This window comes from Kitasatospora sp. NPDC028055, from assembly GCF_040637885.1.
Taxonomy (GTDB): Bacteria; Actinomycetota; Actinomycetes; order Streptomycetales; family Streptomycetaceae; genus Kitasatospora.
In genome coordinates, this window is the sequence record NZ_JBEZXE010000012.1 from 173,353 (window position 1) to 179,509 (window position 6,157).

3 protein-coding genes and 1 pseudogene are annotated in these 6,157 nt (G+C 74.9%); 2 read left to right on the forward strand and 2 right to left on the reverse strand.

What is annotated here, in order from left to right; translation table 11 throughout:
• Nucleotides 1-2,527: pseudogene (locus AB0F71_RS16160) on the reverse strand (hypothetical protein); the annotation flags it as partial.
• A 508-nt stretch (nucleotides 2,528-3,035) separates the two neighbouring features.
• Nucleotides 3,036-3,479, reverse strand: coding sequence for a methylmalonyl-CoA epimerase (gene mce, locus AB0F71_RS16165; protein WP_360233683.1), 444 nt, complete (start codon nucleotides 3,477-3,479; stop codon nucleotides 3,036-3,038).
• Between the two features lie 258 nt (nucleotides 3,480-3,737).
• On the opposite strand from mce, the gene AB0F71_RS16170 reads away from it, so the two are divergent.
• Both AB0F71_RS16170 and meaB read left to right on the forward strand, forming a co-directional pair.
• Entirely contained in the window at nucleotides 3,738-4,931 is a 1,194-nt protein-coding gene (locus AB0F71_RS16170; RefSeq protein WP_360233686.1) for an acetyl-CoA C-acetyltransferase, read from the forward strand.
• A gap of 141 nt (nucleotides 4,932-5,072) precedes the next feature.
• On the forward strand, nucleotides 5,073-6,029 hold the full coding sequence (gene meaB / locus AB0F71_RS16175) for a methylmalonyl Co-A mutase-associated GTPase MeaB (RefSeq protein WP_360233689.1): 957 nt from the start codon (nucleotides 5,073-5,075) through the stop codon (nucleotides 6,027-6,029).
• The last annotated feature ends 128 nt before the right edge of the window (nucleotides 6,030-6,157 follow it).

Here is a 6,157-nt window from a genome sequence, read left to right on the forward strand (position 1 = left end):
CCTCGGCGCTCTCGCGCTGCTGGGTGGTCTCCTGCTGGGCGAGGGCGCGCAGCTCGGCCGCGGCCCGTTCGGCCTCGGCGCGCTGCTCGGCGGCGTACCGCTCCGCCTCGGCACGCTGCTCGGCCGTCTCGCGGTCGGCGCTCTCGCGCTGCTCGGCGGCGTACCGGTCGGCGGCCGCGCGGACCTCGGTGCTCTCCCGGGCGGTGCGCTCGGTCAGCTCGGCGGCGCCCTGCTCGGCCTGCTCACGGGCGGCCCGGGCGGCGGCCAGCTGCTCGGCGGTCTCCTCGCGCTCGTGCTGCAGCCCGGCGGCGGCCTCCTCGCGCTCGCGCCGGCTCTCCTCGCGCAGCGCGTTCGCGGTGGACTCGGCCTCGGCCCTGGTGCGGGCGGCCTCGGTGTCGGCCTCGGTGCGCACCCGCTCGGCGTCGGCGACCGCGGCGTCCCGGACGGCGTTCGCCTCGGCCTGGGCCTCGGCGGCCAGCGCCTCCGCGGCGGCGGTCGCCTCGGCACGTACCCGCTGGTCGAACTCGGTTGCGTTGCGCCGGAGTTCGGCGGTCTCGCGCTCGGTGGCAGCGCGGTTCTCGGCGGCCGCGGCCTTGGCGGCGGCCACCGCGTCCTGGCCCTGCTGCTCGGCGGCCGAGGTGATCTTCTCGGCCTCGGTACGGGCCCGGGCCAGGGTCTGCTCGGCCCGGCCCTGGGTCTCGGCGGCCTGCTCCTGGGCCTGCGCGCGCAGCCGCTCGACCTCCCCGGCGGCACCGGCGCGCAGCTCGTCCGCGTCGGCCTTGGCCTTGGTGAGCAGCTCCTCGGCGTTCTTCGCCGACTCCTCGATCTGCAGCACGGCCTGGCGGCGGGCCTCGCTGCGGACCCGGTCGGCCTCGGCGGCGGCCTGGGCGCGCAGCTCCTCGGCCTCGGCGCGCAGCCGGGCCGCCTCGTCCTGCATCTGCTCGATCCGCTCGCGGATCGCGGCGGCGTCGTCCAGGGCGGCGTTCTGCGCCTGCTCGACGGCGGCCTGGGCCTGCTCGCGCAGCCGCTGGGCCTCGGCCTGCGCCTCGGCGCGGATCCGCTCGGCCTCGGCGGCGGCCTCGCCGCGGGCGGTCTCGGCGTCCTGGTTGGCCCGGCCGAGCACCTCCTCGGCGGTCTTGGCGGCCTTGGCGAGGTGGACGGTGGCGTCCTTGGCGCCGGCCGCGCGGCCCGCCTCCTCGGCCTCGCCGCGCAGCCGCTGGGCGTCGGCCTCGGCCTGGGCCCGCAGCTCCGCCAGGTCCCGGTCGGCCTGGGCGCGCAGCTCGGCGATCGCCGCCTCGGCCTCGGCCTTCAACTGGGCGGCGACCGACTCGGCGGTGGCCCGCAGCCGCTCGCTCTCCTCGGCGGCGGCGGCCCTGGCGGCGTCCGCCTCGGCCTGCCGGGTGGCGGCCTCGCTGCGGATCGCCTCGGCCTCGGCCCGGATGGCCTCGGACTCCTTGGTGGCGTTGGCGACCAGCCGGGCGATCTCGGCCCGGGCGGTCTGCGAGCGCTGCTCGGTGGCGGCCTCGCCGTCGGCGACCTTGCGCTCGGCGGCGGCCTCGGCGTCGGCCTGGAGCTGCTCGGCGGCCTGCTCGGCCTGGATCCGCAGCTCGGTGGCCTCCCGGCGGGCGCGCTCGGCCTCGGCGAGCGCCGCGTCGCGCAGCCGCTCTATCTCGGCCTTCGCGGCGCCCAGCTGCTGCTCGGCGCGGGCCTGCTCGGCGGCGGCCTGCTCCTTGAGCCGGCCGATCTCGGCCTGGGCGGCGGCCAGCTGCTGCTCGGCGGCGGCATGCGCGGCGGCCAGCTCCTGCTGGGCCTGGCCCCGGGCCGCGTCCACGTCGGCGGCAGCCTGGGCACCGGCCTGCTGGGCGTGCTCGGAGGCGGCGCGCAGCAGTCGCTCGGCGTCGTTCTGGGCCTTCTGGAGGGCGGCTTCGGCGGCGGCCTGGGCCTCGCCGCGGGCGGCGTCCACGTCGGCGGCGGTCTGGGCGCGGGCGTGGTCGGAGAGGGCGGCGGCCTCGGCGCGGGCCGCGGCGACCATCCGCTCGGCCTCGGCGCGGGCCTCCTGCAGCAGGCGCTGGGCCTCCTGCTCGGAGCCGGACCGGGTCTGCTCGGCCCAGCCGTTGACGTGCTGCTCGGCGGAGCGGCGCAGCTCGGTGAGCTCGTCCTCCAGCTGGCGGCGGCGCGCGGTGAGCTCGGCCTCCAGCCGGGCGGTGCGCTCGGCGGCCTCGGCCATGATCCGCTGGGTGGCGGCCTGGGAGTCGCGCAGCTGGCGCTCGGCGTCGGCGCGCATCTGCTGGGCCTGCATCTCGGCGGTCCGGAGCATCTGCTCGGCCTGGCCGGAGACGGCGTCGAAGGCGCGCGGCTGGGCGAGCATGCGCCGGGATTCGTGCAGCTTGGCCCGGAGCACCTCCACCTGGTAGGCGAGGTCCTCGGCATGCTCGACGGCCTTGTCCCGCTCCTTCCGAGTCCGACCCATCTCGGCCTCGAACTGGGAGAGGTGATCATCAACCTCGTAGCGGTCGTTGCCCCGCACTCCGCGGTCCCATCCATCTCCTGGTCGCGTCCTCGACCCGGCCGGTCCCGGCCACCCGTGTCCGGGGCCCTGGTCCGACTGGTCCTTGCATCCGCGGTCACCGGACGACCCGCTGCCAAGCCGGAGCCGTCCGCCGCGGTCGTCGGAGTCCTGGTCGCGGGAGCGCGGATGTGCCGCGTTCCCCCGTCCGGGTGGACTCCTGGGCGAACTCTTGCCTGTGGAGAATGGTGACAGATCCGTCTTGCGACTGTTCAGCCGTGCCCGCGTACTGGACTCCCCTGCGACGGGCCGACCACCGGAGGGCGGACAGGCCTGTCATCGGCCGTGCCCGCCGCCTCCGTCCCCCGGAGTCGTCGCGCACCTGGGCATTGTAGTGGGCGCGCACCACGGGGGAATGGCCGCGTAGGGGTTTTCCGGCCGCCGGACCAGGTTACTGACGGGTCGCTAGGGCCCGATTCCGTTGTGCCGCCCGGGAGCGGGCGGCACCGCGGGTGGTTCCGAGGTCGTTTCAGTGCCCTTCGTGCTCGCCAGGCTGGGCCGAGGTGACCAGCTCGGTGAGCACGCCGCCGCAGTCCTTGGGGTGGAGGAAGGTGATCCGCGAGCCCATCGAGCCGATCCGCGGCTGGTCGTACAGCACCCGGACGCCCTTGTCACGGATCGCCTCGGAGTCGCCGTCCACGTCGGCGGTGCCGAAGGCGATGTGGTGCACGCCCTCGCCGTTCTTCTCCAGCCACTTGGCGACCGTGGAGTCCGGGCGGGTGGGCTCCAGCAGCTGGAGGTACGAGGCGCCGCCGTCGTCCGTGCCGTTGATCCGGAGCATGGCCTCGCGGACCCCCTGCTCCTCGTTGACCTCGGTGTGGAACACCTCGAAGCCGTAGGTCGCGCGGTAGAACTCGACCGTCTTGTCGAGGTCTCGGCAGGCGATGCCGATGTGGTCGATGCGGGTCAGCACGGCGCCTCCAGGGGCGGTGGACGGACAGGTGGCACCCAGTGCAGCGTACGGCGCCGAGGCGGCGCCAGTGCCGGACGTGCGAGCCTGCTCACACGCCGGGAATCACCCGGACGTTCACCCGGATCGTATTGACACGGTGTTGACTGGACTGTGCCAGTGCGCTCGATCACACCGTCGCTCCGGTGACGGGCGGAACACAGGTCAGTACCCTGAGCGCATCCTCACCACCTGGCCACGACGTGCGAAGGGGCCCGTCCCATGACCAACACCACCTCTGTGATCGTTGCCGGTGCACGGACCCCGATGGGCCGCCTGCTCGGTTCCCTCAAGGGCTTCTCCGGTGCCGACCTCGGCGGCTTCGCGATCAAGGGCGCGCTGGAGCGGGCCGGCATCACGGGTGAGCAGGTCCAGTACGTGATCATGGGCCAGGTGCTGCAGGCCGGCGCCGGCCAGATCCCGGCCCGCCAGGCGGCCGTCAAGGCCGGCATCCCGATGAACGTCCCGGCGCTGACCATCAACAAGGTCTGCCTCTCCGGCCTGGACGCCATCGCGCTGGCCGACCAGCTGATCCGGGCCGGTGAGTTCGACATCGTGGTGGCCGGCGGCCAGGAGTCCATGACCAACGCCCCGCACCTGCTGCCGAAGTCCCGCGAGGGCTACAAGTACGGCGCGGTCGAGGTGCTCGACGCGATGGCGTACGACGGTCTGACCGACGCCTACGAGAACATCCCGATGGGCGAGTCCACCGAGAAGCACAACACCCGCCTGGGCATCGCCCGCGAGGTGCAGGACGAGATCGCCGCCGCCTCCCACCAGCGGGCCGCCAAGGCGCAGGCCGACGGTGTCTTCGAGGCCGAGATCGTCCCGGTCGCCATCCCGCAGCGCCGCGGCGAGCCGGTGCTGTTCAGCCAGGACGAGGGCATCCGCGCCGACACCACCGTGGAGGGCCTGGCCAAGCTGCGCCCCGCCTTCACCAAGGACGGCACGATCACCGCCGGCACCTCCTCGCAGATCTCCGACGGCGCCGCCGCCGTGGTCGTGATGAGCAAGGCCAAGGCCGAGGAGCTGGGCCTGACCTGGATCGCCGAGATCGGCGCCCACGGCAACGTGGCCGGCCCGGACAACTCGCTCCAGTCGCAGCCGTCCAACGCGATCAGGCACGCGCTGGGCAAGGAGGGCCTGGAGGTCTCCGACCTCGACCTGATCGAGATCAACGAGGCCTTCGCGGCCGTCGCCCACCAGTCGATGAAGGACCTCGGCGTCTCCGCCGACATCGTCAACGTCAACGGCGGCGCGATCGCGCTCGGCCACCCGATCGGGATGTCCGGCGCCCGCGTGGTGCTGACCCTCGCGCTGGAGCTGCAGCGCCGCGGCGGCGGGGTCGGCGCGGCCGCGCTGTGCGGCGGCGGCGGCCAGGGCGACGCGCTGATCGTGCGCGTGCCGAAGGCCTGACCCGCGCTGCGGCCGGACAGGCCGTAGACGTGACCCCGGGGCTGCGGACCGCCACAAGTGGCCCGCGGCCCCTTCGGCATCTGCCGTCGTTCGCAGCCGTACGCCGCCGCCACCCGCCGGCATCCGCGCAAGGAGCTCCTGATGATCGATGTCGCCACGCTGGTCGAGCAGGCCCGGGAGGGCCGGCCGCGGGCGGTCGCCCGGCTGATCACGCTGGTCGAGAACGCCGCCCCGCAGCTGCGCGAGGCGATGGCCGCGCTCGCGCCGTACACCGGGCAGGCGTACACGGTGGGCCTGACCGGCTCGCCCGGGGTGGGCAAGTCCACCTCCACCTCGGCGCTGGTCTCCGCCTACCGGCGGCTCGGCAAGCGGGTCGGGGTGCTCGCCGTCGACCCGTCCTCGCCGTTCTCCGGCGGGGCGCTGCTGGGCGACCGGGTCCGGATGCAGGACCACGCGACCGACCCCGAGGTGTTCATCCGCTCGATGGCCACCCGCGGGCACCTGGGCGGGCTGTCCTGGGCGGCGCCGCAGGCGCTGCGGGTGCTGGACGCGGCCGGCTGCGAGGTGATCCTGGTGGAGACCGTCGGCGTGGGCCAGTCCGAGGTCGAGGTCGCCGCCCAGGCGGACACCGCCGTGGTGCTGCTGGCCCCCGGGATGGGCGACGGCATCCAGGCCGCCAAGGCGGGCATCCTGGAGATCGGCGACGTCTTCGTGGTCAACAAGGCCGACCGGGACGGCGCCGACGCCACCGCCCGGGAGCTCAACCACATGCTGGGCCTGGGCGAGGCCCGCGAGGCGGGGGACTGGCGCCCGCCGATCGTCAAGACCGTCGCGGCCCGCGGCGAGGGCGTGGACGAGGTGGTCGAGGCCCTGGAGAAGCACCGCGCCTGGCTGGAGGAGACCGGCGAGCTGGCGGCGCGCCGCCGCCGTCGGGCCGCCCAGGAGATCGAGGCGATCGCGCTGGCCGAGCTGCGGGCCCGGATCGGCGACCTCTCCGGCGACCGCCACCTGGCCGGCCTGGCCGAACGGGTGGTCAACGGCGAGCTGGACCCGTACGGCGCGGCCGACGAACTGGTCGCGGGCCTGACCACGGGCTGAGCGGCTTCGCCCGGTGCGCGGGAAGTCGGTCCGGCGACTCTGCTGGCGAAGTCGGTTGGGGTGGTTGTGGGACAGTAAGTGCCTGTTGATTTGGGTGGGTTGGCTGACTGTGGGGGTGGGTCGTGCTG

Excerpts from the sequence above, each read along its gene's own strand:
- meaB (WP_360233689.1), top strand. The coding sequence starts at position 5,073 with ATGATCGATGTCGCCACGCTGGTCGAGCAGGCCCGGGAGGGCCGGCCG.
- AB0F71_RS16170 (WP_360233686.1), top strand. The coding sequence starts at position 3,738 with ATGACCAACACCACCTCTGTGATCGTTGCCGGTGCACGGACCCCGATG.